24 protein-coding genes and 2 pseudogenes are annotated in these 25,939 nt (G+C 70.9%); 7 read left to right on the top strand and 19 right to left on the bottom strand.

Annotation, left to right across the window (positions count from 1 at the left end; translation table 11 throughout):
- Positions 1-96 precede the first annotated feature (96 nt).
- The gene (locus tag ACQPYE_RS11715) at positions 97-870 is read left to right on the top strand and encodes a tetratricopeptide repeat protein (protein ID WP_498721129.1); all 774 of its coding nucleotides are present in this window, start codon (positions 97-99) and stop codon (positions 868-870) included.
- 10 nt (positions 871-880) lie between these two features.
- Here the strand turns inward: ACQPYE_RS11715 and ACQPYE_RS11710 are convergent, their stop codons facing one another.
- From ACQPYE_RS11710 to ruvC, 7 genes and pseudogenes are all read right to left on the bottom strand, one after another.
- Positions 881-1,399, bottom strand: a complete 519-nt coding sequence (locus ACQPYE_RS11710; protein ID WP_498721128.1) for an adenine phosphoribosyltransferase — start codon at positions 1,397-1,399, stop codon at positions 881-883.
- The gene (gene secF, locus ACQPYE_RS11705) at positions 1,396-2,592 is read right to left on the bottom strand and encodes a protein translocase subunit SecF (RefSeq protein ID WP_498721127.1); all 1,197 of its coding nucleotides are present in this window, start codon (positions 2,590-2,592) and stop codon (positions 1,396-1,398) included. Before secF ends, ACQPYE_RS11710 begins: the two co-directional genes overlap by 4 nt.
- A 1-nt stretch (position 2,593) precedes the next feature.
- Positions 2,594-4,477, bottom strand: coding sequence for a protein translocase subunit SecD (gene secD / locus ACQPYE_RS11700; protein WP_498721126.1), 1,884 nt, complete (start codon positions 4,475-4,477; stop codon positions 2,594-2,596).
- 139 nt (positions 4,478-4,616) lie between these two features.
- A complete protein-coding gene (gene yajC / locus ACQPYE_RS11695) occupies positions 4,617-5,000 on the bottom strand; it encodes a preprotein translocase subunit YajC (protein ID WP_498721125.1) in 384 nt (127 codons plus the stop codon).
- 98 nt (positions 5,001-5,098) lie between these two features.
- A complete protein-coding gene (gene ruvB / locus ACQPYE_RS11690) occupies positions 5,099-6,154 on the bottom strand; it encodes a Holliday junction branch migration DNA helicase RuvB (RefSeq protein ID WP_498721124.1) in 1,056 nt (351 codons plus the stop codon).
- Positions 6,151-6,741, bottom strand: coding sequence for a Holliday junction branch migration protein RuvA (ruvA, locus tag ACQPYE_RS11685; RefSeq protein WP_498721123.1), 591 nt, complete (start codon positions 6,739-6,741; stop codon positions 6,151-6,153). The genes ruvB and ruvA overlap by 4 nt, the downstream gene beginning before the upstream one ends.
- Before the next feature lie 239 nt (positions 6,742-6,980).
- A pseudogene (gene ruvC, locus ACQPYE_RS11680) lies at positions 6,981-7,559 on the bottom strand (crossover junction endodeoxyribonuclease RuvC); the annotation flags it as partial.
- Between the two features lie 201 nt (positions 7,560-7,760).
- On the opposite strand from ruvC, the gene ACQPYE_RS11675 reads away from it, so the two are divergent.
- Positions 7,761-9,284 (top strand): diguanylate cyclase domain-containing protein, encoded by a 1,524-nt coding sequence (locus ACQPYE_RS11675; protein ID WP_498721122.1) that lies wholly within the window; start codon positions 7,761-7,763, stop codon positions 9,282-9,284.
- The gene (locus ACQPYE_RS11670; RefSeq protein WP_498721121.1) at positions 9,281-9,727 is read left to right on the top strand and encodes a cupin domain-containing protein; all 447 of its coding nucleotides are present in this window, start codon (positions 9,281-9,283) and stop codon (positions 9,725-9,727) included. Before ACQPYE_RS11675 ends, ACQPYE_RS11670 begins: the two co-directional genes overlap by 4 nt.
- A 16-nt stretch (positions 9,728-9,743) precedes the next feature.
- On the opposite strand, the gene ACQPYE_RS11665 is transcribed toward ACQPYE_RS11670, so the two are convergent.
- A complete protein-coding gene (locus ACQPYE_RS11665) occupies positions 9,744-10,247 on the bottom strand; it encodes a DinB family protein (protein WP_498721120.1) in 504 nt (167 codons plus the stop codon).
- Between the two features lie 114 nt (positions 10,248-10,361).
- Between ACQPYE_RS11665 and ACQPYE_RS11660 the strand changes: the two are divergent.
- Positions 10,362-10,884: pseudogene (locus ACQPYE_RS11660) on the top strand (ATP-dependent DNA ligase); the annotation flags it as partial.
- A gap of 83 nt (positions 10,885-10,967) precedes the next feature.
- Positions 10,968-11,945, top strand: coding sequence for a helix-turn-helix transcriptional regulator (locus tag ACQPYE_RS11655; protein WP_498721119.1), 978 nt, complete (start codon positions 10,968-10,970; stop codon positions 11,943-11,945).
- Here the strand turns inward: ACQPYE_RS11655 and ACQPYE_RS11650 are convergent.
- The 3 genes from ACQPYE_RS11650 to ACQPYE_RS11640 form a co-directional block, all read right to left on the bottom strand.
- Positions 11,932-12,405, bottom strand: coding sequence for a TspO/MBR family protein (locus ACQPYE_RS11650; protein WP_498721118.1), 474 nt, complete (start codon positions 12,403-12,405; stop codon positions 11,932-11,934). The genes ACQPYE_RS11655 and ACQPYE_RS11650 overlap by 14 nt on opposite strands.
- 92 nt (positions 12,406-12,497) lie before the next feature.
- Positions 12,498-13,040: a uracil-DNA glycosylase gene (locus tag ACQPYE_RS11645; RefSeq protein WP_498721117.1), complete on the bottom strand. Its 543-nt coding sequence runs from the start codon at positions 13,038-13,040 to the stop codon at positions 12,498-12,500.
- Between the two features lie 135 nt (positions 13,041-13,175).
- Positions 13,176-13,928: a DUF427 domain-containing protein gene (locus ACQPYE_RS11640; RefSeq protein ID WP_498721116.1), complete on the bottom strand. Its 753-nt coding sequence runs from the start codon at positions 13,926-13,928 to the stop codon at positions 13,176-13,178.
- Positions 13,929-14,055: 127 nt separating this feature from the next.
- Between ACQPYE_RS11640 and ACQPYE_RS11635 the strand changes: the two genes are divergently transcribed.
- Positions 14,056-14,736: an HAD family hydrolase gene (locus ACQPYE_RS11635; protein ID WP_498721115.1), complete on the top strand. Its 681-nt coding sequence runs from the start codon at positions 14,056-14,058 to the stop codon at positions 14,734-14,736.
- Positions 14,737-14,740: 4 nt separating this feature from the next.
- Here ACQPYE_RS11635 and ACQPYE_RS11630 read toward each other — a convergent pair whose 3' ends face one another.
- Both ACQPYE_RS11630 and ACQPYE_RS11625 read right to left on the bottom strand, forming a co-directional pair.
- Positions 14,741-15,271, bottom strand: coding sequence for a DUF305 domain-containing protein (locus ACQPYE_RS11630; protein ID WP_498721114.1), 531 nt, complete (start codon positions 15,269-15,271; stop codon positions 14,741-14,743).
- Positions 15,268-16,182: a DUF1996 domain-containing protein gene (locus ACQPYE_RS11625; RefSeq protein WP_498721113.1), complete on the bottom strand. Its 915-nt coding sequence runs from the start codon at positions 16,180-16,182 to the stop codon at positions 15,268-15,270. Before ACQPYE_RS11625 ends, ACQPYE_RS11630 begins: the two co-directional genes overlap by 4 nt.
- A 186-nt stretch (positions 16,183-16,368) precedes the next feature.
- Here ACQPYE_RS11625 and ACQPYE_RS11620 point away from each other — a divergent pair, with 186 nt between their 5' ends.
- Complete coding sequence (locus ACQPYE_RS11620) at positions 16,369-18,504, top strand: discoidin domain-containing protein (RefSeq protein WP_498721112.1); 2,136 nt, start codon at positions 16,369-16,371, stop codon at positions 18,502-18,504.
- Positions 18,505-18,644: 140 nt separating this feature from the next.
- Here ACQPYE_RS11620 and ACQPYE_RS11615 read toward each other — a convergent pair whose 3' ends face one another.
- From ACQPYE_RS11615 to ACQPYE_RS11590, 6 genes are read right to left on the bottom strand one after another with little or no spacing between them, the layout of a single operon-like run.
- Positions 18,645-20,057, bottom strand: coding sequence for a GH1 family beta-glucosidase (locus tag ACQPYE_RS11615; protein ID WP_498721111.1), 1,413 nt, complete (start codon positions 20,055-20,057; stop codon positions 18,645-18,647).
- A gap of 46 nt (positions 20,058-20,103) precedes the next feature.
- On the bottom strand, positions 20,104-21,129 hold the full coding sequence (locus tag ACQPYE_RS11610) for an ABC transporter ATP-binding protein (protein ID WP_498721110.1): 1,026 nt from the start codon (positions 21,127-21,129) through the stop codon (positions 20,104-20,106).
- Complete coding sequence (locus ACQPYE_RS11605; protein ID WP_498721109.1) at positions 21,126-22,118, bottom strand: ABC transporter permease; 993 nt, start codon at positions 22,116-22,118, stop codon at positions 21,126-21,128. Before ACQPYE_RS11605 ends, ACQPYE_RS11610 begins: the two co-directional genes overlap by 4 nt.
- A 3-nt stretch (positions 22,119-22,121) precedes the next feature.
- Complete coding sequence (locus ACQPYE_RS11600; protein ID WP_498721108.1) at positions 22,122-23,102, bottom strand: ABC transporter permease; 981 nt, start codon at positions 23,100-23,102, stop codon at positions 22,122-22,124.
- Complete coding sequence (locus tag ACQPYE_RS11595) at positions 23,099-24,181, bottom strand: ABC transporter ATP-binding protein (RefSeq protein WP_498721107.1); 1,083 nt, start codon at positions 24,179-24,181, stop codon at positions 23,099-23,101. The genes ACQPYE_RS11600 and ACQPYE_RS11595 overlap by 4 nt, the downstream gene beginning before the upstream one ends.
- Entirely contained in the window at positions 24,178-25,836 is a 1,659-nt protein-coding gene (locus tag ACQPYE_RS11590; RefSeq protein ID WP_498721106.1) for an ABC transporter substrate-binding protein, read from the bottom strand. Before ACQPYE_RS11590 ends, ACQPYE_RS11595 begins: the two co-directional genes overlap by 4 nt.
- Positions 25,837-25,939 lie beyond the last annotated feature (103 nt).

Raw genomic sequence — 25,939 nt, 5'->3', positions numbered from 1 at the left:
CGATCACCTTAACCACTGTGCGTAGCCGACTTGCACGCAGAGTTCACCCTACTGCTTACGGGTAATTTGCCACCCGCAAACAATAGAGTGGCACCCATGACCGAAAACGTAGACCAACTGGCCGAACGCCTCAGCGGTCAGTGGCTGGAGGTCCCCCACGGCTACGGCCTGGCGGCGGCCCTGGAGGTGCACCGGGCCACCCTCGACCTCGCCGACCGACACCCGCTCGCCGAGTCCGCCGCCGACCCGCTGGAGATCGCCGCCCAGGTCTACGCCCGCATGGGTCTCTTCCAGGCCGCCACGACCATGGCCGCGCGAGCGGTCGAGCTCCGCGAGGCCCACTGCCTCGACCTGGCCACCGAAGACCGACTGGTCCGGCACGTCTTCGCCCTCGACCTGCTCGCGAGCACCTACCGCGCCCGCGGCCTGACGGACGCCATCACCGGCTGCCTCGTCCAACTGGTCGAACTGCACTTCACCTGCGGGAACAACGCCGGCGTCGCCTGGGCCGTCCGCGAACTCGGCGCGCACGCCCTCCTGACCGGCGACCTGGACAACGCCATCGCCAAGTTCACGCGCGCCGACGAGCTGTACAGCGAGGACAGCGAAACCAACGAGAACAACCAAGACCCCGAGCTGGCCTCCGAGCGCGGCGAGTGCCGCGTGCTGCTCGGACGGGCCCGACTGGCCCGAGGAGACCGCGAATCAGCGCTGCTGTGGTTCAAGCGGGCCGTCGACGACTTCACCACCGCCGACGCCGACGCGCTCGTCCTCGAAACCGAGACGCTCCAGACCGCCGTGCAGTCCGGCGCCGAACTCCCGCCCCCGGACCTGCTGGTGATCGGCGACTTCGGCACCACCACCTGGTAGGAGCCGGCGGTCACACGCTCAACAGGGCGTTGACCTCACGACCGGCCAGCCGCTCACGGCCACCCAGCCCCGGGATCTCCAGCACCACCGACACGCCGGTCACCACACCACCGGCCCGCTCGATGAGCTCGCACGCCGCCGCAGCCGTGCCACCGGTCGCCAGCACGTCGTCCACCACGACCACGTGCTGACCGGGCACCACGGCCTCCGCCGGCAACTCCAGCGTGGCCGTCCCGTACTCCAGGTCGTACGACACCCGGTGGGCCACGGCCGGCAGCTTGCCCGGCTTCCGCAACGGCACGACGCCGTAGTGCCAGCCGTACCCGAGAGCCGCACCCAGCAGGAATCCCCGCGACTCGATCGCGGCCACTACCTGGGTGTCGGGGTGGATCTTGTCCTGAAGGGCGTCGACCACGGCGCGCAACGCGTCCGGGTCGGCGAGGACCGGCGTGAGGTCCCGGAAGACGACCCCCGGCAGGGGGAAGTCCGGGACCTCACGCAGCAGCCCTAGGGCGCGGTCGAGCTTCAACGTTGCTTCTTGCCCGTCGGGCGGCGCCGCGCGTCGCCCGCCTTGCCGGTCCGCGCGGGCACGCTCGCCGCGGCCGACATCGCCTTCTCCCTGCGCAACTCGGCCTGCAACGACTCGTCGTCGGTCGACTCCACGATGTCGCCACCGCTGAGCACCTCACCCGTCGCCTCACCGGCGGTGGCCTTGCGGGCCAGGTTGTCCCGACGCGCCTGCACCCGGGCGGCCTGCGCCTTGTACCGGGCGTCGCGCATCTTCAGGTCGACCGCGACCGGGGTCGCGATGTAGATGGACGACAGCGCGCCGATGATGATGCCGGTGAGCTGCACCAGCGCCAAGTCCTTCAGCGTGCCGACGCCGAGCAGGCCGACGCCGATCGCCAGCAGGCCCAGCACCGGCAGCACCGCGATCAACGAGGTGTTGATCGAGCGCATCAGGGTCTGGTTCACCGCGAGGTTCGCGGCCTCGGCGAAGGTGCGGCGGGTGAGCCCGAGCAGGCCGCGGGTGTTCTCCCGGACCTTGTCGAACACCACCACCGTGTCGTACAGCGAGAAACCGAGGATGGTGAGCAGACCGATCACCGTCGCCGGCGAGACCTCGAAGCCGATGATCGAGTACACGCCGGCCGTGATCAGCACGTCGTGCAGCACCGCGACGAGCGCGGCGATCGCCATCGACAGCTCGAAGTACAGCGCCAGGAAGATCATCACCGCGACGAAGAACACGAGCAGCGCGATCAGCGCCTGGCTGGTGATCTCACCGCCCCACGAGGCGGACACGGCGCTGTCGCTGATGGCGTCGGTGCCGCCGGTGGGCGCGAGGTCCTCGTTGAGCGCGGCCTTGAGCTTGAAGACCTCGTCGGCGCTCAGCGTCTCCGATCGGATCTGGATGGTCGCCGCGTCACCCGTGCCCACGGTCTGCGTGGCGGCCGGCTCCTTGCCGAGCGCCTTCTCGAACGACTCCTTGGCCTGCTCGACGCCGATCGTCCCGGAGGAGCTGACCGCGGGCATCTGGACGCGCGTGCCGCCGGTGAAGTCGATGCCCAGGTTGAAGCCCCGGAACACGATCGACGCGATGCAGATCAGCAGGATGATGCCGAACACCACGTACCAGCGCTTGCGCTTGCCGATGATGTCGAACGCGCCGTTGCCGACGTAGAGCCGCTGGAAAACGTTGCGCTTCTTCGTCTCGGCCACGTCAGACCTCCTTCACAGCGGTGCTCTTCGCACCCGACAGCGCGCGGTCGTCGACCGATGCCTGGACGGCGCCGCCGAGGCCCGAGAGCTTCGGGTTGGACAGGCGCTTCGACTTCGAGATCATGCTGACCAGCGGGTGGGTGACCAGGAAGACCACGACCAGGTCCAGCACGGTCGACATGCCGAGGGTGAAGGCGAAGCCCTTCACCTGGCCGACGGCGAGCACGTACAGGATGGCCGCGGCCAGGAAGCTGACCATGTCCGCGGACAGGATGGTGCGACGGGAGCGGACCCAGGCGCGCGGCACCGCCGACCGGAAGGACCGGCCCTCGCGCATCTCGTCCTTCAACCGTTCGAAGAACACCACGAACGAGTCCGCGGTGATACCGATCGACACGATGAAACCGGCGATGCCCGCGAGGTCGAGGGTGAACCCGATCCAGCGGCCGAGCAGCACCAGCACCGCGTAGACGATCACACCGGACAGGACGAGCGACAGGATCGTCAGCACGCCGAGCAGTCGGTAGTAGAACAGGCAGTACACGAACACCAGCGCGAGGCCGATGCCACCCGCGATCAGGCCGGCCTCCAGCGAGGCCAGGCCCAGCGTCGCGGACACGGTCTCAGCCTCGGAGGCCTCGAACGACAGCGGCAGCGAGCCGTACTTGAGCACGTTGGCGAGGCTGTTCGCCTCCGCCTGGGTGAACTTGCCGCTGATCTGCGTCGAACCGCCGAGGATGGGCTCGTTGATGTTCGGCGCGGACACGACCTGGGTGTCGAGCACGACGGCGACCTGCTGCGAGACGTTCGCCGAGGTGAACTTGCCCCACTTGTCACCGCCCTCGCCCTTGAAGGTCAGGTCGACCACGAAACCCGCGCCCTGCGGGTCGGTGCCGGACACCGCGTTGTCGACGTCCTCGCCGCTCAGCCGCGAGTACAGGCTGAAGTCGTCGTCCTTGACGCTGCCGTCGGTCGGCGGGGTGACCGGGGCCAGCACGTACTTCTCGGTGCGGTCCTGGTCGCAGGTCAGCAGCGGCAGCGCCGGGTCGTCGTTGCCGATCAGCGGGTCGACCGCGGGGCAGGTGAACGCGCCGAGCGCCTGGGACACGGTCTGCGCGTCCAGCGTGGTCAGCTGCGGGTCCTGCCGGCAGGTGCGGGACTCCTCGATCGCCTTCGTCGGGTCCTCGGAGTACTGGCCCTGGAAGACCGCGCGGCAGTCGACCTGCGACTCACCGGGCGGCTGCTCCCCGGCGGGCGCGTTCGGGTCCACCGGCGCGTTCGGGTCGGCGGGGGCGTTCGGGTCCACGGGCGCGTTCGGGTCCGCCGCCGGGGTCGTCGTCGCCGGCTGGCCCTCGAACACCGGGGCCGGCCTGCCCTGCGCGGTCGTGGTCGGCGCGGCGGAACCCGCGGACTCGGTCGGCGCGGCCGAACCGGTCGTGGTCGGCGTGGCCGAGCCCGACGCGGACGGCGGGGCGGTCTCGGTCGGCGCGGGCTCCGGCGCGTTGGGCACCGGCGAGCCGATGACCTTGCGGAAGTTGAGCTTCGCCGTCTGGCCGAGGCGCTTGGCGCCCTCGCTGTCGGAGCCGGGGACCGTGATCACCAGGTTGGTGCCGTCGCGGATGACCTCGGGGCCGGCCACACCGAGACCGTTTACACGGGTCTCGATGAGGGTACGAGCCTGGTTGAGGGACTCCTCCGAGGGCGTTTTCCCATCAGGAGCCCGGGCGGTCAGGGTGACACGGGTGCCGCCCTGCAGGTCGATGCCGAGCTTGGGGGTCGCCTTGCCGTTCCCGGTGAAGAACACCAGGGAGTACAGCGCGACCACGATGAGGACAAATGCGCCCAGGTACTTCGCGGGGCGGATTTGCCCGGCCGGAGGTGCCACGGTCCGTCCGTCTCCTGATAGTTGACAAGGTCAGCGAGGCCGCAGCGTACCCCTGATGGTGTGAGCTGCGCGTCACTGCCTGGAGTCGGCACGTTGACAATTGCCGGCTCCAGGCGAGGGGTCCGCTGGTTACTTCTGGTTACTTCTTGCTCTCCTGCTGTGCGCGTTCCTGCTGGGCGCGGTCGACGTCCGCAGTCTCGTCCACGACGTCGTCGACATCCTCGACGTCGTCCACGACCGCGTCGGTCTCGGTGTCCACGACAACCTTCTCGCGGATGGCCTGGCGCAGCCAAGTGGTGACGAAGCCGTCGGCGATCTCGAGCTCGATCGTGTTGTCGTCGTCGTTCACGCCGGCCACCGTCGCGTACAGCCCGGAGGTGGTCATGACCCGGTCACCCGGCTCCAGCGAGTTCAGCAGCGCCTGCTGTTCGGCGACGGCCCGCTTCTGCTTGCGGGCGCTGAGGAACAGCGGCACCGCGAGCAGCACGAGCAGCAGCGGGAACATCAAGGAGGACAGGTCCATCATTCTCCGATCAACCGGACGGGGCGGGCGCGATCAGCGCCCGGTACGTCCGAATTTCTGGGATGCCGCCGCCGATTGTGCCAGGTGAGTCATCCGGATCACCCGGTGGCGTCGTCGAACAGGGATCGGGTGGCCTCACCCGGCGCCCCGGGCGGCGGCTGTAGACCCAGGTGCAGCCAGGCCGTGGCGGTGGCGACCCGACCACGCGGCGTGCGCGCGAGCATCCCGGCCCGGACCAGGTACGGCTCGCAGACCTCCTCGACCGTGGTCGGCTCCTCACCCACCGCGACGGCCAGCGTGGAGACGCCGACCGGTCCGCCGCCGAACGAACGGACCAGCGCGTCCAGGACCGCCCGGTCCAACCGGTCCAGGCCCAGCTCGTCCACGTCGTAGACCTTCAGGGCGTCGCGGGCGACCTCCAGGGTGACCGCGCCGTCCGCGCGCACCTCTGCGTAGTCCCGAACCCGGCGGAGCAGGCGGTTCGCGATGCGGGGCGTGCCGCGCGACCGGCCCGCGATCTCCCGGCCGCCGTCCTCGCGCAGGTCGACGCCGAGGATGCCGGCGGACCGGCGGATGATCAGCTCCAGCTCCTCCGCGCTGTAGAACTCCATGTGGCCGGTGAAGCCGAAGCGGTCGCGCAGCGGTCCGGTCAGCGCGCCGGACCGGGTGGTGGCGCCTACCAGCGTGAACGGGGCGATGTCGAGCGGGATGCTGGTCGCGCCCGGCCCCTTGCCGACGACCACGTCGACCCGGAAGTCCTCCATCGCCAGGTACAGCATCTCCTCGGCGGGCCGGGCCATCCGGTGGATCTCGTCGATGAACAGCACGTCGCCCTCGACCAGGTTCGACAGCATCGCGGCCAGGTCGCCCGCGCGTTCGAGGGCGGGGCCGGAGGTGATGCGCAGGGACGCGCCCAGCTCGGCGGCGATGATCATGGCGAGGCTGGTCTTGCCCAGACCGGGCGGGCCGGACAGCAGCACGTGGTCGGGTGGCGAGCCGCGTTGCATCGCGCCCTGGAGGACCAGTTCGAGCTGTTCGCGGACCTTCGGCTGGCCGACGAACTCGTGCAGGTCCTTCGGCCGCAACGTGGTCTCGACGTCCCGCTCGGCCGGGTCGGGCAGCGGGTTGAGGGTGTCGTCCTCGTCGAAGTTCATCGCTTGCGGCCCAGGGCGGCCAGGGAGCGGCGGAGGACCTCGGACGTGCCCAGCGCGCCGTCGCCGGCCAGCACGGCGTCGACGGCCTGCTCGGCCTGCTTGGCCGGGAAGCCGAGGCCGAGCAGCGCGTCGGTGACCTGCGCGCGGACCTGGCCCGCGTCGCCGGTGGCGCTCGGCGCGGGCGCGAGCTGACCGACCTTGTCGCGCAGCTCGATGATCAGGCGTTCGGCGCCCTTGCGGCCGATGCCGGGCACCTGGGTGAGCACGGTGATGTTGCCCTCGGCGAGGGCGGCGCGCAGCTTGTCCGGCTCCAGCACGGCCAGGGTCGCCAACGCCAGCCGCGGCCCGATCCCGGACACGGTCTGGAGCAGGCCGAACAGCTCGCGGGCGTCGGTGTCGGCGAAGCCGAAGAGGGTCAGCGAGTCCTCGCGCACCACCAGCGCCGTGGCCAGCTGGGTCTCCTCGCCGCGGCGCAGCGTGGCCAGCGTGGTGGGGGTGGCCTGCACGGCGTAGCCGACGCCGCCGACCTCGACGACGACGTGGTCGAGCCCGATGGACAGCACCTGCCCGCGCAGTGACGAGATCACTGGGTCTTCCCTCCGGTTTCCACGGCCTCGACCGAGCCTGCCTCGACCGACGCGATTGTGGCCGACGCACCCGACGCGACCTCAACCGACGCGGTCTTGGCTGGCGTCGTCTTGGCCGACGCGACCTCGACTGACGCCACCTCAGCCAACGCCACCTCAGCCAACGCGGCCTCAACCGACGCGGTCTTGGCTGACGCGGTCTTGGCTGACGCGGTCTTGGCCCGCACCGCCGACCGGGCGGCCGTCGGCGTGGCCGGCGCCTTCGCACCCGCCTGCGCCAGTCTCGCGCGGTGCGTCCGGGCGATCTCAGCCGCCCTCGCCTGCGCCTCCTCCAGCCGCGACCGCATGGGCGCGCGCCACAGGTGGCAGATGGCCAGCGCGAGCGCGTCGGCGGCGTCGGCGGGCTTCGGCGCGGTCTTCAGGCCGAGCAGCTTGGTGACCATGGCGGTGACCTGCGCCTTGTCCGCCCGGCCGGATCCGGTGACGGCGGCCTTGACCTCGCTCGGCGTGTGGAACACGACCGGCAGGCCGCGGCGGGCCGCCGACAGCGCCACCACGCCGCCCGCCTGCGCCGTGCCCATCGCGGTGCGGACGTTGTGCTGGCTGAACACCCGCTCGATGGCCACCACCTGCGGCTGGTAGCGGTCCAGCCACTGCTCGACCGCGTCGGAGAGCTGGAGCAGCCGCAACGCCAGGTCCTCGTCGGCCGGTGTCCGCACGACGTCCACGGCGATCGGCCGCACCGTCCGACCGGGACCGCCGTCGACCACCCCGAACCCACACCGGGTCAGGCCGGGGTCGACTCCGAACACGCGCACGCTGGTCCCCTCAACCGCCGATCGACCGCCGCTCAACCGCCGACGAACACCAGTTCGAAACCTTAGAGGGTGGTCACGGTGGACAGCCCGATGACACGCGCACGGTGACGAACAGGCACCCCCCGATCGACACAGCGTCACGAGGTCATTACAGTGGCTCGGTCAACTGATCGACTCCAGTGGCGGCATGAGCGGGGTGCCATGACCCTGAGGCGGTTCGGCGTCATCTCCGGTGCCGTCTGCGCTCTGGTGATCGGCATCGTCTGCCTCGTCGTCTCCGGGGCGTTCGACCGGCCGACGTCCGTCGCGGTCGACAAGTTCACCCAGCTGCTCGCCGCGACCGCCGCGATGGTGTCGTACTGGCGGGCCGCGCGGGTGCGGCAGGGCGTGGCGCGGCGCTGGCGGCTGTGGATGGTCGCGGCGATGGCGAGCCTGGCCGTCGGCCTGGCCGTGTGGATCTGGGGCCAGGTGTTCCTCGGGGTGTCGCTGCCCTCGTCCACGCTCGCGCCGATCGGGTTCATGCTCGTGCCGGTGCTCACGCTGTGCGCGATCCTGGTGCTGGCGCACGGCGGGTCGGGCAAGCTGCCCGGCCACCGCAGCAGGCTGGTCGTCGCGCTGGACGGCCTGATCGTGGTCGGCTCGCTGTTCGTGCTCACGTGGGTGTCGGCGCTGGAGTCGATGGTCCGCGCGTGGGCCACCTCCGGCCCCGGTTTCGCGACCGTGGTGGCGCACCCGGCGGCGTACCTGGTGATGCTGGTCGTGCTGCTGGTGTCGTCGTGGACGCACCGGTCGGTGCGGCAGCTGCCGGTGCTGTTCATCGCGTTGGCTGGCCTGGCGCAGTCGGGGTCGGGCTGGGTGTTCGCGTACCTGGTGAGCAAGGGCGCGACCGCCATCCCGACGGCCGCCGACATCGGGTTCATGGTGTGCCCGGCGTTGTTCCTCCTCAGCTCGATCGCACCGGGCAACGCGGCGCGGGAGCGGGTCGGCGCGGCCCGGCTGCGCGCGGGCGAGCTGCTGCACCTGCTGGTGCCGTACCTGCCGATGCTGGTCACGGGCCTGTTCATCGTGGTCGGCACGGCGACCGGCGTGCGGCTCAACCCGCTGGAGATCTACGTCGGGCTCGGCGTGGTGCTGCTGGTGATCGCGCGGCAGCTGCTGACCCTGATCGACAACGTGAAGCTGCTGGAGCAGCTGCGGGACAGCCGGGAACGGCTGCGGCACCAGGCTTACCACGACCCGTTGACCGGTGTGCCGAACCGCGCGCTGTTCCGGGAACGGCTGGACGCGGCGCTGGCCGGGACGTCACCGGTGGTGGTGCTGTTCATCGACGTGGACGGGTTCAAGCGCGTCAACGACAACTTCGGCCACGCCGAGGGCGACGCGGTGCTGCGGATCGTGGCGTCCCGGTTGCAGGCGTGCGTGCGGTCGCAGGACGTGGTGGCGCGGCTGGGTGGTGACGAGTTCGGCGTGCTGGTCGACGGCTACCCGCAGCCGCCGGAGGAGATCGGGCGGCGGGTGCTCGACGCGCTGGACGAGCCGCACCGCACGGCGAGCGGCACGCACGTGATCCGAGCGTCGATCGGTATCTCGCACCGCGAGGGGTTCGACCCGTCGTTGAGCGCCGACGACCTGCTCGGCACGGCGGACGCGGCGATGTACACGGCGAAGCGGCTGGGCAAGGGCATGGTCGTGGTGCACGGATCGGTGGAGGCGGAGCTGACGTGAACGCCGAGGACGTCATCGCGGCGCTGGGCCTGGTCGAGTTGCCGGTGGAGGGCGGGTGGTTCGGGCAGTCGTGGCGGTCGCCCGAGGTCTCCGCGATCTACTACCTGCTGCGGGAGGGCGAGTTCTCCGGCGTGCACAAGCTCGACCACGTGGAGGTCTACGCCTACCACCGCGGCGCGCCGTTGCGGATGCTGCTGCTGCACCCGGACGGCACGGTGACCACGCCCGTGCTGGGTCCGGATCTCGCCGCGGGACAACGACCGCAGGTGGTGGTGCCCGCCGGGGTGTGGCAGGCCAGTGAACCGGCCGGCGAGTGGTCGTTGGCCGGCACGGTCGTGGTGCCGCCCTACACCGATGACGTGGTCACCTTCGGCGAGGCCGACACCCTCGCGCCGCGCTACCCCTCGCACGCCGACCTGGTCCGCCGGCTCTGCCGCCGCTGACCGACCGGGGCCCGGGTCAGCCCATCGTCTTCCGGCCGTCGATGGTCTCGCGGATGATGTCCGCGTGGCCGGCGTGCTGGGACGTCTCGGCGATCAGGTGCAGCACCACCCGGCGGACGGTCCACGAGACGCCCGGCTCGAACCACGGCGCGTCGGGCAGCGGGTGGGCGGTGTCCAGGTCCAGCTCCGCGAGCAGCCGCTCGGTCTTCGCCGCCGTCTCCTCGTAGTCCGCGAGCAGCCCGTCCAGCGTCTCGTCCGCCAGCATCCGGAAGCCGTCGACCCAGTCCGACCGCACGCTCTCCATCAGCTGCGCGCCGCCGACCGCGAAGCGCATCCAGGCCTCTTCCACGGTGCGGACGTGCTTGATGAGGCCGCCCAGCGAGAGCTCACTCGCCGTGGGCGTCCGCCGCGCCTGCTCGTCGCTCATCCCGCGCACCGTGACGCGGAGGAACTCGCGGTGCCTGGCCAGGCTCGACAGCAGGTCGGTGAGTTCGGTCGAGAGGGTCGCGGTGGTGCTCATGGTGGCTCTGCCTTCCGTTCCAGTGATGACACCACCCTATGAACCATTGCGGACAACTCCCGCCCTCGATGCCGCTCCACGGTGAATTTCACCCCTTCGAATTACGCTCCGTCCGTGGACCTCCCCGTGATGCCGCCCGTGCGGCCGATGCTCGCCAAGGCCGTGCACTCTGGTGCCGCGCGAGCCCGGGCTCGTCTACGAGCCGAAGTGGGACGGGTTCCGGTGCATCGTGTTCCGCGACGGTGACGAGCTGGAGCTCGGCTCGCGCAACGACCGGCCGTTGACCAGGTACTTCCCCGAGGTGGTCGAGGCGCTGCCGGCCGGGTTGCCGCCGCGGTGCGTGGTGGACGGCGAGGTCGTCATCGTCACGCCCGAGGGGTTGAGCTTCGACCTGCTGCAACTGCGGCTGCACCCGGCCGCGTCGCGGGTGCGCAAGCTGGCCGTCGACACGCCGGCCGCCTTCGTCGCGTTCGACCTGCTCGCGCTGGACGACCGGGACCTGACCGGCACGCCGTTCGGCGAACGCCGGCGGCTGCTGGAAGCCGTGCTTGCGGACGTGCCGGGGCTGTACCTGACGCCCGCGACGGACGGCCCCGACCGGGCCGAGGACTGGTTCACCCGGTTCGAGGGCGCGGGGTCGGGGAGCGGGTCGGAACCTGATCGGGAGCTGATCGGGAAGCGGACCGGGAACTGTCCCGCCGATCGGGCATCCTTGGCCGCGTGACCGACACCGCGGGCCGGCTGCTCTCCTTGTTGTCCCTGCTCCAGCTGCCGCGCGAGTGGCCGGGCAGCGAGCTGGCGCGGCGGCTGGAGGTCAGCCCGCGCACGATCCGCCGCGACGTCGACCGGCTGCGCGAGCTCGGCTACCCGGTCGAGGCGTCGATGGGCGCCGAGGGCGGCTACCGGCTGGTCGCGGGCACGGCCATGCCACCGTTGCTGCTGGACGACGAGGAGGCCGTGGCCATCGCGGTCGGGTTGCGCACGGCGGCGCGGCAGACCGTGGCGGGCATCGAGGAGGCGTCGGTGCGGGCCATGGCGAAGCTGGAGCAGGTGCTGCCGGCCCGGCTGCGGCGGCGGGTGGGGGCGCTGGGCGCGGCGACGTTGCCGGTGGTGCTGGGAGCCGACGGGGTGACCGTGGACCCCGAGCACCTGACCGTGCTGGCGTCCGCCATCGCGAACCGGGAACGGCTGCGGTTCCGGTACGCGGCGGCCGACGGCGCGGAGAGCGCGCGGCACGTCGAGCCGCTGCACCTGGTGCCGTCCGGGCGGCGCTGGTACCTGGTGGCGTTCGACCCGGAGCGCGACGACTGGCGGTTCTTCCGGGTCGACCGGATGACCTCGTTGTCCCCCACCGGAGCCCGGTTCGCGCCGCGCGCGCTGCCCTCCGACGACCCGGCGGCCTACCTGGCCGAGCACATGCTCAGCCGCGCGCCGACCTGCACCGCCGTCGCGACGGTCCACCTGCCCGCCCGTGACGTGCGGGCCCGGTTCCCCGGCGTGCGCGTCGAGGCCGTCGACGAGCGGACCTGCGTGATCAGGGACTTCACCGACACGGTGGAGTACCTGGCGTTCCACCTGTTGCAGCTGGGCGGCGAGTTCGAGGTGCACGAGCCGCCCGAGCTGGTCCGGCACCTGCGCGAGCTGCACGACCGGATCGGCCGGGCGGTCGGCATCGGCCGGGCGGTCAGTTCAGGCTGAGGATGCTCGCGTTCAACGCGGTCGCGAAGCCCACCCAGGCCAGGTACGGCACCAGCAGCAACGCGGCCGGCCGGTGCTCGCGGCCGAACACGACGATCAGCGCGACGATCGACACGAGCAGCGCGATGATGTCGGCCAGCGCCAGGCCGTACCGCCCGGCGGCGAAGAACAACGGCGTCCAGGCGGCGTTGAGCACCAGCTGGACCGCGAACAGGACCAGTTCCCGGCCCGCGCCGTGCCGCTTCCAGAACAGCCAGCCGGACAGCGCGATCATCACGTACAACGCCGTCCACACCGGGCCGAACAGCCAGGACGGCGGAGCCCAGGACGGCGTGCGCAGTGCCTCGTACTCCGCCGAGGCGGAGATCGCGGACAGGGAGCCGATGACCGCGGTCGCGGCGACGGCGGCGGCGAACACCGCCAGTCCGGCCAGGGGTCGTCGTACCGCCAGGTGTGCCATGCACCAAGGCTAGGAAGGCCGGGCGCGGTCCGCATGACGGATCGCGCGGCCCGGGTCAGCCTCGCCGGGCCGCGAGTGCGGGGCGCCCGCGCTCAGCCCGCCGCCTCGGCCGCCTGCCGGCAGGCGGCCACGAGCTGCGGCCACCGACCCGCCCGGTCGCGGTTGATCGACAGCGGCGACGGGTGGGGCGCGTTGAACACCTTGAGCTTGTGGCCGCGGCCGGACAGCGTCCAGCCGGTGCCGGCGGGCCTGCCCAGCACGACGACCGCCTTGAGCGCGGTCAGCATCCGCAGCAGTTCCACCAAGTACGGCACGGCGGCGCGCAGGTCGGCGGGCGACGGCTCGCGGTTGGCCAGGTACCAGGGCACCACGTTCCAGCTCAGGCTCACCCGCCGGGACAGGCCCGCCTCGGCCATCGCGGCGAACACGTTGGCGGCGGTCGGGTCGTCGTTGTCCGGCGAGTTGAGGCCCGAGCCCGACGACGCGGGCCCGGGCGACTCCAGCAGCAGCAGGACCTTGGCGTTCACACCGCCGCTCGCCGGGTCGAACAGCGGCACGTCGGCCTTGCGCTCGGTGGCGATGCGCTGCGCGAACTCCGTCAACTTCGCCAGGTGCGGCGCTTTGAGCAGAGCCATCTTCCGAGCGACGACCACGGGGTTCCGGTGTGCCCTCGGGGTGGAGGGGAAGACGTCCATAGGCGCTAGCGTTCCCGTCTTGATCAGGCACGACCATCCGCCGTCCGGGCGGCACCCCGGGTGAGCACGCCGGCGTCAGGCGAAGTGGGTGCGCGGTCGCTCCTCCAGGACGCCGTCGACGTAAGTGTCGACCTTCTCGTTGTAGAACGCGACCAGGCCCGTGACCTGCCTGCTCTCCGGCAGCGGGTTGCGGTAGCCCCAGACGACGTTCTCGTGGGTCTGCTCGCCGACCACCACCGACCAGTACTCGGCGGTGCCCTTGTACGGGCAGCTGGTCCGCAGTTCGGTCGGCCGCAGGAGGTCCAGCCGGACGTCGGTCATCGGCAGGTAGTAGCGGGCGGGCAGCCCGGTCTCGAACAGGATCACCGGGCGGTGCGAGTTCGCGACCTCGACGCCGCCGACCTCCACCCGGATGTGCCTGCTGCTGGGCAGCGCGTCGACCCTGGTGTACGGGTCGCGCGGGTGGACGTAGACCGGCTCGTCCTCCTCGAACCACTCGTCCATCGCGTCCCAGTCCAACCGGACCAGGCCGCGCAACGCCTCCAGCGGCGAGTCCGGGTACCGCAGCCCCGCGCCCGCCGCCGACGCCGAACCGGTCTTCACGTCGAACAGCTCGCCGTTGCCCCGGCTGGGCGAGCGCTTCACCTCGCCCGTGGGCGCCAGGTCGGCCCGCACGTCCTCCGCCGGGAAGTAGTACGTGGGGTAGTACGGCCCTTCCCACACCAACACCGGCCGGGTGGTGTCCACGACCAGTTCGCCCGCCAGGTAGGCCCGGACCCGCTTGGTCCCGGTCTCCACGCGCACACGTCCGCGTTCCGCAGCACTCATGATTCCGAAAGTACGCCCGAGCGCGGCACGCCGGGAGTCGTCCCACTTCTCCGGTGTTGCCGAACCCGAAGCCGGACCCGGACCCGGACCGGGTGATCGACGGGTGGCGCACGGCTACGCTCGGCCGGTGGTCGAAGTGGTCGACAACGGGTCGGCGCCGCGTCTGGTCGTCTTCGACCTCGACGGGACGCTCTACCCGCGCGAGCTGTACACCGGGCTGGTGCTGGACGTGATCGGCGCGATGTTCGTGGAGCTGCGGGGCGAGGCGCCCGACCACGCCGCCCGCAAGGTGGCGGAGCTGCGCGAGCTGATGCGCACCGACTGGTCGCGCACGTCGACCACCGCCTTCGTGCTCGCCAACGGTGTCGACGTGGACGAGTGGCGCGCGTACCGCGAGGCGCACCTGTCGATCGCGGACGGCGTCCGGCCCGACGAGCTGGTGGTGCGCGAGCTGGCGCGGCTGCGCGCGGTGGTGCCCATCGCGCTGCTCACCAACAACACCACCGGTGCGGCGGAGGCGATCCTCGACCGGATCGGTGTCGGCGTGCGCGGTTTCGCCGGCGTGGTGAGCGCGGACGACGTGGGTGGCACGCCCAAGCCGGACCCCGGCGCGTTCCGCGTGGTGCTGCGGCGGTTCGGCGTCGAGGCCCGCGACGTGTGGGGCGTGGGCGACCGCTACGACATCGACATCGCGCCGCTGCGCGAGCTGGGCGGCGCGGGTATCGCGGTCGACGGACCGGCCGACCTGCCGGCGGCGGTCGACCACCTCGTCGGGCTCGTCTCCTCGGGCTCGTCTCCTCCGGGGTGAACCGCTAGGGCGACACCGCCCCCAGTCGCGCGGTCTGCGCGGCGCGGGCCGTGCCGATCGACGCCGCCAGGTCGCGCGTCTCCTGGTCCGCGCCGCTGTCCTGCTCGCCGCGGGCCAGCAACGCCGACTGCTCCAGGTGCTCGCGCAGCTTCGCGGGCAGGCCGGTCGGGGCCAGGCGCAGGCCCACCAGGTCCGCCTCCGACACCAGGCCGGGCATCTGGTGGCCGGCGTGCGGGTTCTCGTCCGACAACCCGGCACGCGCGCGCAACCGCTTGAGGTGGGCCAACTCCTCCTCGTGCGACACCTTCAGCTCCGCCGCGAGCGGCGCGAGCTCGGGCGGCGCGAGGGCGAGCGCGGGCAGCAACTGCTCGTTCATCGGGATCATCAGCTGGATCCACGCGGTGTCGGTGGCGTTGAACGGCGACGCCTGCGCCGGTGGCGCCGGGGTCGGGGCCGGCGCGCACGCGGCCAGGACCAGCAGCACGGTGCCCCAGAGCGCCCGGAGGCGCCCTGGGGTGGACGGGATCGTCGTCACCGCGGCAGCCGGTAGTCCGGCCCGAGGGCGGCGCCCCGCTGCGGCTTGTACTGGTCGTACCCGCGCGGGTCGCACTGCAGGCCACCGTTGACGCAGTGGCTGACCAGCGCCTGCAACGTGGGCGCGTCCCACGCGTTCATGAAGTCGTAGTGCCAGGTGTAGCCGCGCCCGCTGGCCAGCCGCACGCGCGACATGTCGCCCGACACCGGGAACGCGATCTTGAACTCCAGCATCGGCACGGGCACCGGGTGCGTGGACGGGCACACCAGCGTCGCCCGGTCCGGGTACGCCATGTGCGACTTGTGGTCCGCCGAGTCGAGGTCGCGCCCGTTCCAGCAGCTCGGCGCCTGGTAGCGGACGTTGAGCTGGCTGCCCGGCGGGCAGTAGGACGGGAAGTCCCAGTTGTGGGAGCTGTTGCCGCACTCCCAGCCCTCGACCGCGCCGGGCGCGGTGCGGAACTGGTCCTGCGTCGCGGTGGGGCTGCCCACCACGAACCGGATCCCGGCCGGGAACGACCGGACCTCCTGGTACTTCAGGATGCCGGACTTGTAGTAGATGACCTGCGGGAAGTCGGGCACGATCAGCTGGTCGCCGTTGTAGACCGAAGGGAACCAGTACGCCGACTTGTCGTCCGGGGTCTTGCAGTTGGTCTGCCCGTTCTTCAGCGAGGCGTTGGTGCTGCTCGCGGTGGTGGAGTTGTTGCCGAGGAACGTGTGCATGTGCGACGCCCCGGGCAACCCGGGGAAGACGATCGGGTCGTCCGGCCGGTGCGCGGTGACCGAGCAGTTGGCCTGGAACTCGTGGTGCGTGACCAGCTCATCGGCCTGGGCCGGTTGGGTGACGACCGCCAGGACGCTCGTCAGTAGGCCGACCGCAGCGGTCGCGGCCAGCGCGCGGAGTTTTCTGGACACCTTTGTCCTCCTGCCGACGTGGGGAACGTGGCTGGGAGAGCGCTCTCCCACCTGAGGTTGCCCGCCCGCCACCGAGGTGTCAAGAGGGCGGACGTTGACAGATCCGTAGTCGGTTCGTAACACTTCGAGCCGGGTTGAGAGAGCGCTCTCCCGCACCTCGATCCGACAATCCCGGCAGGAGACGCCATGTACCGCCTCCGATCCGCCAGCAGGGTGCTTCCCACGCTGCTGGGGCTCGCCCTGCTCATGGGGCTCGCAGCAGTCCCGGGCACCGCGAACGCCGCGCCCGTGCTGCTGTCCCAGGGCAAACCGGTCACGGCGTCCTCGACCGAAGGCGCGGGCACGCCCGCGTCGGCGGCCGTGGACGGCAACGCCGGCACCCGGTGGGCCAGCGCGTGGAGCGACCCGCAGTGGCTGCGGGTGGACCTCGGCGCCACCTCGACCCTCAGCCGCGTCGAACTGGACTGGGAGGCCGCGTACGCGACCTCGTTCCAGGTCCAGGTCTCCGCCGACGGCGCCAACTGGACCCCCGTCCACACCACGACCGCCGGCGCCGGCGGCAAGCAGGGCTTCAGCGTCACCGGCTCCGGCCGGTACGTCCGCGTCCACGGCACCCAGCGCGCCAACGGCTACGGCTACTCGCTGTGGGAGTTCCGCGTCTACGGCACGCAGGGCGACACTCCCCCGCCCGGCACGGGCGTGCACGTCACCGGTTCCCAGGGCAACTGGCAGCTCGTGGTCGACGGCCGGCCGTGGACGGTGAAGGGCCTCACCTGGGGTCCGCCGGCGGCGGACGCGGCCCGGTACATGCCGGAGCTGAAGTCCATGGGCGTCAACACGTTGCGCACCTGGGGCACCGACGGCACCACCAAGCCCCTGCTGGACGCCTCGGCGGCCAACGGCATCAAGGTGATGGCCGGGTTCTGGTTGCAGCCCGGCGGCGGCCCCGGCTCGGGCGGCTGCGTCGACTACGTCACCGACGCCACCTACAAGAACGACATGATGAACACGATCAAGCAGTGGGTGACCACCTACAAGGACCACCCCGGCGTGCTCATGTGGAACGTCGGCAACGAGTCCATCCTCGGCCTGCAGAACTGCTACTCGGGCACGGAGCTGGAGAACCAGCGGGTCGCCTACGCCAAGTACGTCAACGAGGCCGCGCGCGCCATCCACGCCATCGACACCAACCACCCGGTCACGAACACCGACGCGTGGACCGGCGCCTGGACCTACCTCAAGGCGCACGCGCCCGACCTCGACCTGTACTCGGTGAACTCCTACGGCAACGTGTGCCAGGTCCGGCAGGACTGGGTCAACGGCGGCCACACCAAGCCGTACATCCTCACCGAGGCCGGTCCGGCCGGCGAGTGGGAGGTGCCCGACGACGTCAACGGGGTGCCGAGCGAGCCGACCGACGTGCAGAAGCGGGACGGCTACACGCGGGCGTGGGAGTGCATCACCGGGCACACCGGCGTGTCGTTCGGCGGCACGTTGTTCCATTACGGCACGGAGTACGACTTCGGCGCGGTGTGGTTCAACCTGACCCCGGCGGGCAAGAAGCGGCTGTCGTTCTACGCGGTGCAGCGGGCGTTCGGCGGCGCGACGCCGGCCAACACCCCGCCGGTGATCACCGGCATGACCCTGCCCACCAGCGTCCCGGCGGGCGCGCAGCTGACCATCGACGTGGCCGCGAGCGACCCGAACGGTGACGCGATCACCTGGTCGGCGGCGTTCAACAGCAAGTACGTCGACAACAGCGGCGGGCTGGGCTCCACGCCCGTGCAGGTCAACGGCAACCGGCTCACGGTCACCGCGCCCGACCGGCTCGGGGTGTGGAAGGTGTACGTGATGGCCGAGGACGGCCGGGGCAACATCGGCATCGAGACGAAGTCGGTGCGGGTGGTCGCGCCGCAGCCCGCGGGCGTGAACGTGGCCCTGAACAAGCCCGTCACGGCTTCGTCCTACCAGCAGGTGGGCGACGGCGCGCCGTTCCCGCCGTCGAACGCCGTGGACGGCAACGCGGGCTCGCGCTGGGCCACCGACTGGGCCGACCCGCAGTGGCTGCGGGTGGACCTGGGCGCGGTGACCACGTTCCAGCACGTGCAGCTGGTGTGGGAGGGCGCGTACGGGCGGGCGTACGAGATCCAGGTGTCCGACGACGGCACGACCTGGCGCGCGGTGCACGGCACCACGACCGGCAACGGGGGCGTCGACTCGATCGACGTCACCGCGACCGGCCGGTACGTGCGGCTGCACGCCACGCAGCGCGGCACCGGGTGGGGTTACTCGCTCTACGAGCTCGGCGTCTACCGGCGCTGACGGGGACGGCCGAAGGGCCGGTGGGCACACGTCCCCCCGACCCTTCGGTCGTCGCGCCACCGGGTGCGGCCACTCCGGCGACGACGCGTGGCTGAAGGGCGTGCCGCGGAACACCCGTGGCACGCCCCTCGTTCCTCCCGTCAGCTGCCGCGGACGCGACGGATCGTGTCCCGGTACCACAGCGCGCTGCTCTTCGGGGTGCGGACCTGGGTGTCGTAGTCCACGTGCACCAGGCCGAACCGCTTGTCGTAGCCGTAGGACCACTCGAAGTTGTCCATCAGGGACCACGCGAAGTAGCCGCGCACGTCCGCACCCGCCGTCCGGGCCTTGGCCACGGCGGCGATGTGCGAGTCCAGGTACGCGGTGCGGTCGTCGTCCCGGACGAACCCGGACCCGTCGGCCTCGTCGTCGAACGCGGCGCCGTTCTCCGTGATGACCATCGGCACGCCCGGGTAGTCCTCGCCGATCTGCACCAGCAGGTTGGTGAAGCCCTCGGGGACGATCTCCCAGTCCATCGCGGTGACCGGACGGCCGTAGCGGACCTCCCGGCAGACCGGCACGCCGTCCGCGTCCGCCGTGTTGCCCTGCTCGTCCACGCCGGAGAACTTGGAGCTGGAGTAGTAGTTCACGCCCAGCACGTCGATGGGCTGCTTGATGATCTCCAGGTCGCCCGGCTCGACGGGGATCTCGACCCCGCGCGCCGACAGGTCCGCCACCACGTCGGCCGGGTACTCGCCGCGCACCAGCGGGTCGAGGTAGATCCGGCGGGACAGGCCGTCCGCCCGGCGGGCCGCGTCGTGGTCGGCCGCGCTGTCGGTGGCCGGGCTGGCGTGGCTCATGTTCAGCGTGATGCCGAACTCCATCGGCTCCTTGGCCGCCTCGCGCATCCGCTGGGTGGCCAGGCCGTGGCCGAGCAGCAGGTGGTGCACGGCGTGGATGGCGGCGCCGAAGTCCTGCCTGCCGGGCGCCTGGCGGCCCTCGTAGTAGCCGAGCATCGCCGAGCACCACGGCTCGTTGAGCGTGGTCCAGTTGCGCACCCGGTCCGACAGCGCGTCGAACACGAGCACCGAGTAGTCGGCGAACCGGTAGGCGGTGTCGCGGACCGGCCAGCCGCCCGCGTCCTCCAACTCCTGCGGCAGGTCCCAGTGGTAGAGCGTGACCCACGGGTCGATCCCCTTGGCCAGCAGCTCGTCCACCAGCCGGTCGTAGAACGCCATGCCGGGCGCGTTGACCGGGCCCTTGCCGCCCGGCTGCACGCGCGGCCAGGCGACGGAGAACCGGTAGGTGTCCACGCCGAGGGAGCCGATCAGCGCGACGTCCTCGGGCATCCGGTGGTAGTGGTCGCACGCGATGTCGCCGTTGTCGCCGTTGTGCACCATGCCGGGCGTGCGGCAGTAGGTGTCCCAGATGGACGGTCCGCGACCGTCCTCCTCATGAGCTCCCTCGATCTGGTACGCGGAAGTCGCCACGCCCCAGCGGAACGAGGCGGGCAGGGTGTCGATCGCGGGGTCGAGCCCGACGGTCGACGCCGTGGTGTCGGTTGAACTCTCCACTTGGGGAAACTCCTCTGGAGGTCGGAACCCGTTGTCGTGAACGGGATCAGAGCCCGTGGTCGTGAACGGGGTGCAGCCAGCAGGCCACGGTGCGGTCGGCGTGCCCCTCGTGCTCCGAGTGGTTCTTCTCGGGGGGAACGCCGAGCACCGGGACCTCCACACCGCAACGCTCCATTGCGTGCGGACAACGAGGGTGGAACGCGCAGCCCGCGGGCATGGCGCGCAGGTCGGGCGGTGAGCCGGGGATGCCGGTCAGCTCGCGCTTCGGCCCGCGCAGCGCGGGGAACGAGTTGAGCAGGCCGTGGCTGTAGGGGTGCAGCGGGTCCCGGTAGAGGTCGGCCGAGGCCGCCTCCTCCACGATCCGGCCGCCGTACATGATCGCGATCCGGTCGGAGAACTCCACCAGCAGCGACAGGTCGTGGGTGATGAACACGACCGAGAACCCGAGCCGTTCCCGCAGCTCGACGAGCTGGCGCAGGATCTGCCGCTGCACCACCACGTCCAGCGCGGTGGTCGGCTCGTCCATGATGACGACCTTCGGCTCCAGCGCCAGCGCCATGCCGATCATCACGCGCTGCCTCATGCCGCCGGAGAGCTGGTGCGGGTAGCTGTCCAGCCGGTCGGCGGAGATGCCGACCAGGTGCAGCAGCTCGCGGGCGCGGGCCAGCCGGGCCGCGCTGCTGCCGCGCGGGTCGTGCGCCTTGATCACGTCGGTGAGCTGGGCGGAGATCCGGTGCACCGGGTTGAGCGAGTTCATCGCTCCCTGGAACACGATCGCGGTCTCCGCCCACCGGAACCTCCGCAGCTCCGGGTGGGTCATCCGGAGCACGTCCACCGGGTCGCCGCCGTCGGGGTGGTAGAGCACCTCGCCGCTGGTGATCACGCCCGGCGGCGGGAGGAGCCTGGTCAGGCCGTAGGCCAGGGTGGACTTGCCGCTGCCGCTCTCGCCCGCGAGGCCGAGGACTTCGCCCCGGTGCAGCGTGAGGTCCACGTCGCGGATGGCGTGCACGGCCTCCTCGCCGAGCCCGTAGTCCACGTTCAGGCCGCGGATCTCCAGCACCGCGTCGGTCACGGCGTCTCCCTTCCCTCGGACCGGGCCTTCGTCGCGAGCACCGGCGTGAAGCCGACGCGCATCCGGACCGTGTGGCCGTCGGCGGTCTTGACGTTGGTCTTGCCGCCGCCGCGCAGCCGCGGGCTGACGAACTCGTCGATGCCGAAGTTCACCAGCGACAGCGCGGTGCCCAGGAGCGCGATGGCCAGGCCCGCGGGCACGAACCACCACCAGGCGCCCTGCGCGAGGGCCTGCTGGCTCTGCGCCCAGTACAGGACCGTGCCCCAGTTCCAGTCGCCGCCCGCGCCGATGCCGATGAACGCCAGCGTGATCTCCAGGGTGACCGCGAAGATGACCGTGCCGACGAAGCCGGAGGCGATGACCGCGGTGAGGTTGGGCAGGATCTCGAACAGGATGATCCGCGACGACTTCTCACCGGTCGCCCGCGCGGCCTCCACGTAGTCGCGCCCGCGCAGCGACAGCGTTTGCGCGCGGAGCACGCGCGCGCCCCAGGCCCACGACGTGAGGCCGATGACCAGGGCGATGGTGAGCGTGCCCGTCTCCGGCAGGGTCGACGTGATGATGATCATCAGCGGCAGGGCCGGGAGCACCAGGAACACGTTCGACAGGGCGGAGAGCACCTCGCTGCCCGCGCCGGCCAGGTAGCCGGACGTGACGCCGACCAGGATCGACAGGATCGTGGCCACGATGCCCGCGACGAACCCGACGACCATGACGCTGCGGGTGCCGACCACGACCTGGCTGAAGATGTCCTGGCCGAGGTGGGTGGTGCCGAACCAGTGCGCCGCCGACGGCCCCTGGAGCAGGTCGTTGCTGCGCCCGGACGGGTCGTACGGCGCGATCCACGGCCCGACGATCGCGACCAGGGCGAAGAAGCCCAGGATGACCAGGCCGACGGTGGCCTTGGGGTTGGCCACGAACCGCAGCCTGCGGCGCTTCACCGGCGCCGCGACCGGGGTGGCGGTCCCGGTGGTGGGTACCACGGTCACGGCTCAGCCCTCCCGTCGGGTGCGCGGGTCGAGCGCGAGGTAGGCCACGTCGGCGAGGAAGTTCGCCAGCAGCACGGACAGCGTGATGATCAGGAAGATCCCCTGCATGAGCGGGTAGTCCTTGGCTCCGACGGCCTGGAACAGCTGCAGGCCCAGGCCCGGGTAGGAGAACACGATCTCGACCAGCAGCGTGCCGCCGACGATGAAGCCGAGCGACAGCGCGAAGCCGGAGACGTTGGGCAGCAGCGCGTTGCGCGCCGCGTAGGACACCATCACGCGCCGGTCGGACAGGCCCTTGGCGTGCGCGACGGTCACGTAGTCCTCGGAGGCCACCGTCACCATCATGTTGCGCATGGACAGGATCCAGCCCGCCATGGACGAGATCAGGATGGTGAACGCGGGCAGGATGCCGTGCCGCAGCACGCTGCCGATGAACTCCAGGTCCGGGTTGGGCACCAGGCCGTTGTCGTAGGCGCCGGAGGCCGGGAAGAAGCTGTCCGGGCCGGTCAGCAGCGCGATGGCGATCAGGCCGAGCCAGAAGTACGGGATGGACGACACGAACGTGGTCACCGGGATCAGCGCGTCGGCCCACGAGCCGCGCCGCCAGCCGATGCCCGTGCCCAGCGCCGTGCCGATGAGGAACCCCAGGACGGTGGTGATGCCGACCAGGCCCAGCGTCCACGGCAGGCCGTCGCCGAGCACCTGCGACACCGGCGACGGGAAGTAGGTGAACGACAGGCCGAGGTCGCCGCTGAGCAACTGGCCCAGGTAGGTGAAGTACTGCTCGACCAGGCTCGCGTCCTTGTCCAGCCCGAACAGCACGTACAGCGACTGCACGGCCTCGCTGGTCATCTGGCCGCGCGACCGGGTGATCAGCGCCTGCACCGGGTCGCCGGGGATGACGCGCGGGATGAAGAAGTTGATGGTGATCGCGGCCCACGCGGTGAACAGGTAGAACGCGATCCGCTTGAGGAGGTAGCTCACGACACCCCCTCGACCGGGCGCAGCTCGACCTTGTCCGCGTCCGACAGGCCGGTGTCGTAGAGCCAGCACGCGGCGAAGTGGCCGTCGCCGTCGGAGATGGCGAACCGCGGCGGCACCTTCTCCACGCAGACCGCCATGGCGAACGGGCACCGCGGGTTGAACCGGCAGCCCTTCGGCGGGTTGATCAGCGACGGCGGCTCGCCCGTGCCGCCGTCCTTCTCCTGCGCGGCGGGCCGGTCGGGGTCCGGCGCGGAGTCGATCAGCAGCTGGGTGTACGGGTGCGCGGGGCGTTGGGTGACGGTCTCGCTGTCGCCGCCCTCGACCACGCGCCCGGCGTACATCACGAACGTCTCGTCGGCGAAGTAGCGGGCCGACGCGATGTCGTGGGTGATGTAGAGGATCGCGAGGTGCAGGCGTTCCTTCAGGTCGCGCAGGAGGTTCAGCACGCCGAGCCGGATGGAGACGTCCAGCATGGAGACCGGCTCGTCGGCCAGCAGCACCTCGGGGTCGGCGCCGAGGGCGCGCGCGATGGCCACGCGCTGGCGCTGGCCGCCGGACAGCTCGTGCGGGAACTTGTCCACGTACCGCTCGGGCGGGGTGAGCTGCACGCGGGTGAGCAGGTGGGCCAGCGCCTCCTCCAGCTCCTGCGGCGTCTTGCCCGCGTTGCCGTGGATCTTCAACGCGCGGGTGAGGTGGTAGCGCACGGTGTGCACGGGGTTCAGCGAGGCGAACGGGTCCTGGAAGATCATCTGGACGCGCTTGCTGTACGCCCGGAAGCTCCTGCTGCCCTTGGCCTCGACCGGTTCGCCGCGCAGCCGGATCGTGCCGGCGGTCCGGGGGTAGAGCTGCGCCAGCAGGCGGGCCACCGTCGACTTGCCCGAACCGGACTCGCCGACCAGCGCGGTGACCCGGCCGCGGTGCAGCCTGAGCGTCACGTCCTCGACCGCGCGCACCGAGCGCACGGTCCGGGACAGCAGCTCTCGCCCGCGTTTGCGGACCGGGAAGTGCTTGGTCAGGCCATCGGCCTCCAGGACCACCTCAGTGGTCCCGGAGGCCGACGGTGGGGTGCTCGTCGTCATGCGGCCGGCTTCAGGTGCAGGACGACGTCGAGCGCGTTCTCCAGCGTGGGCTGGAGCGGCGCGTACTGGTTGGACTCGTCGGGCCAGCCGATCCAGTTCTTCGTGCTGTACTGGCCGCCCGCGTTGGCCGCGGAGGTGATGGCGACCGGCATGTCGCGCACGTGGATCTGCTGGATCTTGTGCAGCGCCGCGGTGCGCGCCGCGTCGTCGGCGGCGTTGGCGTACTCGTTGAGCAGCGCGGTCGCCTCGGGGTTCTCGTAACGGCCGTAGTTGCCGTTGATGCCGCCCTCGCCGATCGGCTTGTACAGCGCGCCGTTCATGATGTTCTCGTAGATGTCGTACGGCGTCGGACCGTTGTTGGTCCAGTGCAGCGCGGCCTGGAAGTCACCGGTGTCGAGCGCCTTGCTCCACGCGTCGGCGTTCGGCAGGTCGACGGTCGCCTCGATGCCGATCTGGGACACGTTGTCCTTGATGATCTCGAGGTTCGTCACGTAGTCCGACCAGCCGGAGGGCACGGTCATCTTCAGCGTGACGGGCTTGCCCGTCGGGTCCAGCAGCTTCTCGCCCTGGAACGTGAAGCCGGCGGCGGCCAGCTCCTTCTTCGCGCCGTCCACGTCGACGTTCACGATCTTGCTCTGGAACTCCGGCGCGATGTACGAGTCGCCGGCGGGCGTCGGGATGCCGGTGATGTTGTCGACCTTCGGGTAGAAGTACCCGGCCTCGCCCTGGGTGAAGATGTCGTCGCGGTTGATCACCATGTTGACCGCGCGGCGCAGCGCGGCGTTGTCCCACGGCGCGACCTTGGTGTTGAACCACAGGCCGTGGATGCCGAGCACCGGCGGGAAGTAGAGCTTGTAGTGCTCGGGGTCCTTGGAGGTGTAGACGGCCTCGTAGTTCGGGATGAACACGAAGCTCCACTCGGCCGCGCCGGTCGCCAGCGCGGTGGTCTGCGCGTTGTTGTCGCTGTAGGAGGTGTAGCGGACCTCCTTGACCTTCGGCAGGTCCTGCCAGTACGAGTCGCGCACGGTCAGCGTCACGGTCTGCGGCGTGAACGTCTTGAGCGTGTACGGGCCGCTGCCGACGGGGTTCTTGAGCGTCTCCGTGCTCGGGTTCGCGATCGTCGACCAGATGTGCTTGGGCACGATCAGCTGTTCGAGGATCTTCTTCTGGTTGACGAACTGCGACCTCGGGAAGCCGACCTCGACCTTGCTGCCCGACGCGGTGATCGTGTCGTAGGGCACGGAGTCGACGTTCAGGCCGGGGTTCTTCTTCAGCAGGTCGAAGGTGAACGCCACGTCCTCGGCGGTCAGCGGCTTGCCGTCCGACCACGTCGCGCCGTCGCGGATGGTCAGGCTCAACTTGTGGAAGTTGTCCGACCACTCCCACTCCGTGGCCAGCCACGGCTTGGCCTTCTCGGCGGGCTTGGTCTCGTTGACCATGGCCAGCGGCTCGAAGAGCAGCCGGCGGTAGCCCAGGGAGCTGGCCGCGGACGTGTTGAGGAACGGGTTGTTGTTCTCGGTCTGCGGACCGTTCGGCATGCCGACGTTCAGCACGCCTTCGTTCGTGCTGTTCGCGCCGGGGTTCGAGGTCGAACAGGCTGCCGAGAACAGCAGTGCTGCCGCGACGGCGAGAGCGGACGTTCGCCTGAGTCGCATGGGTTCTCCTTGTCGGGCGGGGGAAGGGCGAGCGCTCGGGAGTGCGGGCCGCGGGTGCCATCGCGGCTGGGACGCTGGGGGCGTCCTCGTGTCGTTGCAGACT

It is taken from the genome of Actinosynnema sp. CA-299493 (assembly GCF_050946825.1).
Classification (GTDB): domain Bacteria; phylum Actinomycetota; class Actinomycetes; order Mycobacteriales; family Pseudonocardiaceae; genus Actinosynnema.
The sequence above is the reverse complement of the archived record's forward strand: the minus strand, read 5'-3'. Positions and strand labels throughout refer to the sequence as shown.

Bases quoted from the DNA above. Each gene is read 5' to 3' on its own strand.
- ACQPYE_RS11715 (WP_498721129.1), top strand. From the start codon at position 97: ATGACCGAAAACGTAGACCAACTGGCCGAACGCCTCAGCGGTCAGTGG.
- yajC (WP_498721125.1), bottom strand. From the start codon at position 5,000: ATGGACCTGTCCTCCTTGATGTTCCCGCTGCTGCTCGTGCTGCTCGCG.
- ruvB (WP_498721124.1), bottom strand. From the start codon at position 6,154: ATGAACTTCGACGAGGACGACACCCTCAACCCGCTGCCCGACCCGGCC.
- ACQPYE_RS11675 (WP_498721122.1), top strand. From the start codon at position 7,761: ATGACCCTGAGGCGGTTCGGCGTCATCTCCGGTGCCGTCTGCGCTCTG.
- ACQPYE_RS11665 (WP_498721120.1), bottom strand. From the start codon at position 10,247: ATGAGCACCACCGCGACCCTCTCGACCGAACTCACCGACCTGCTGTCG.
- ACQPYE_RS11650 (WP_498721118.1), bottom strand. From the start codon at position 12,405: ATGGCACACCTGGCGGTACGACGACCCCTGGCCGGACTGGCGGTGTTC.
- ACQPYE_RS11645 (WP_498721117.1), bottom strand. From the start codon at position 13,040: ATGGCTCTGCTCAAAGCGCCGCACCTGGCGAAGTTGACGGAGTTCGCG.
- ACQPYE_RS11640 (WP_498721116.1), bottom strand. From the start codon at position 13,928: ATGAGTGCTGCGGAACGCGGACGTGTGCGCGTGGAGACCGGGACCAAG.
- ACQPYE_RS11620 (WP_498721112.1), top strand. From the start codon at position 16,369: ATGTACCGCCTCCGATCCGCCAGCAGGGTGCTTCCCACGCTGCTGGGG.
- ACQPYE_RS11595 (WP_498721107.1), bottom strand. From the start codon at position 24,181: ATGACGACGAGCACCCCACCGTCGGCCTCCGGGACCACTGAGGTGGTC.
- ACQPYE_RS11590 (WP_498721106.1), bottom strand. From the start codon at position 25,836: ATGCGACTCAGGCGAACGTCCGCTCTCGCCGTCGCGGCAGCACTGCTG.